Annotated in this window: 2 protein-coding genes; one reads left to right on the forward strand and one right to left on the reverse strand. The window is 68.5% G+C overall.

Features of this window, described 5'->3' with window-relative positions; translation table 11 throughout:
- Nucleotides 1–110: 110 nt before the first annotated feature.
- Nucleotides 111–824, reverse strand: a complete 714-nt coding sequence (nth, locus tag I53_RS11355) for an endonuclease III (protein ID WP_051044780.1) — start codon at nucleotides 822–824, stop codon at nucleotides 111–113.
- Between the two features lie 182 nt (nucleotides 825–1,006).
- On the opposite strand from nth, the gene I53_RS11360 reads away from it, so the two are divergent.
- Nucleotides 1,007–1,414: DUF2244 domain-containing protein (locus I53_RS11360; protein WP_043350611.1), on the forward strand; the 408-nt coding region annotated here is incomplete at its 3' end.

A 1,414-nucleotide genomic window follows, 5' to 3' on the forward strand; every position in this document is an offset into this window, starting at 1 on the left:
CGGAGCGGGCTTCAGCACAACGCGTTAGCCTGCAGGGCGGGATTGCGGAGGGCGCTCCGGACGTAGCCGGAACGCGGTTCGCGGTCGCGCCGCCGCCCAGGATCCACCGGTCAGGCGGACGTCTTGGACGGGTAGCGGCAGAGGTCCGCGATGAGGCAGCGCGGGCATTCGGGCTTGCGCGCCTTGCAGGTGTAGCGGCCGTGCAGGATCAGCCAGTGATGGGCGTGCCGGCGGTAGGGTTCCGGCACCAGCGCCTCGAGACCGGCCTGGACCTTATCGGTGGTCGAGCCGACGAAGAGGGGGATCCGGTTCGAGACCCGGAAGATATGGGTATCGACGGCGATCCGCGGAACCCCGAAGGCGATATTCAGGACGACGCTCGCGGTCTTGGCGCCGACGCCGGGCAGCACCTGCAGGGCCTCCAGGCTCGCCGGCACCGTGCCACCGTGCTGCTCCACGAGGATGCGCGAGAGGGCGACGACGTTCTTCGCCTTGGTGTTGAACAGCCCGATCGTCCGGACGAAATCGCGGACCCGGTCCTCGCCCAATGCCAGCATGGCCTCGGGTGTGTCGGCGACCGCGAAGAGCGGCCCTGTGGCGAGGTTGACCCCACGGTCCGTCGCCTGGGCCGAAAGCACGACGGCGACCAGAAGGGTGAACGGATTGACGTAGTGGAGCTCGCCCTTCGGCTCCGGCTCCGCCGCGTGGAAGCGGCGGAAGATCTCGGCGAGGGTGGCGGCATCGACCGCCTCGGGGGCGGTGTCGCCATGCCCCGAGCGTGCCGTCCCGATCGGACCGCCGCGGCGGACCGCGGCCGCGCTCATCAGCGCACTCTTCGAGACGACCGGATCCGCTTTCCTGGAATCGCCCTTGGAATCGCCCTTGGATGTGCGCTTTGGCGCGGCCCGGGACGGCACCGTCGCCCGGATTGCGGCATCGCCACCGGAGCGATCCGTCACGGGAGTGGGAGTCTTTCTGGCGGACATCGGCGCGTTATATGGATCGCATGGCGAGCGGCAATCCTTCCGTCCATCCCTATGGGCTCGATCCAGACACGATCGACCGGCCCGTCTTCACCGCGACGATCCGGCCCCATCAATCCCTGAGCCGGCTCGGCTTCCGGGTGGTCATGACGGGCTGCTGCGCGGTCTCGCTCGTCGTCTCGATCTGGGCCTGGCGCATGGGTTTCTGGCCGGTGGCAGGGTTCTTCGGCCTCGACATGCTGGCGATCTACGCGGCCCTGAAAGTCAGCTTCCGCCGCGGGCGCTCCTTCGAGGAGGTCATGATCTCGCAGATCGAGATCCTGCTCGCCCGGGTGAGCCATCGGGGCGAGCGGCGCGAGTGGCGGTTCAATCCGCTCTGGACCAAGATCGAGACGGTGGAGGATGACGAGTACGGGCTTCAGCGCCTGACC

This window comes from Methylobacterium sp. B1 (assembly GCF_000333255.1).
Lineage (GTDB): Bacteria > Pseudomonadota > Alphaproteobacteria > Rhizobiales > Beijerinckiaceae > Methylobacterium > Methylobacterium fujisawaense.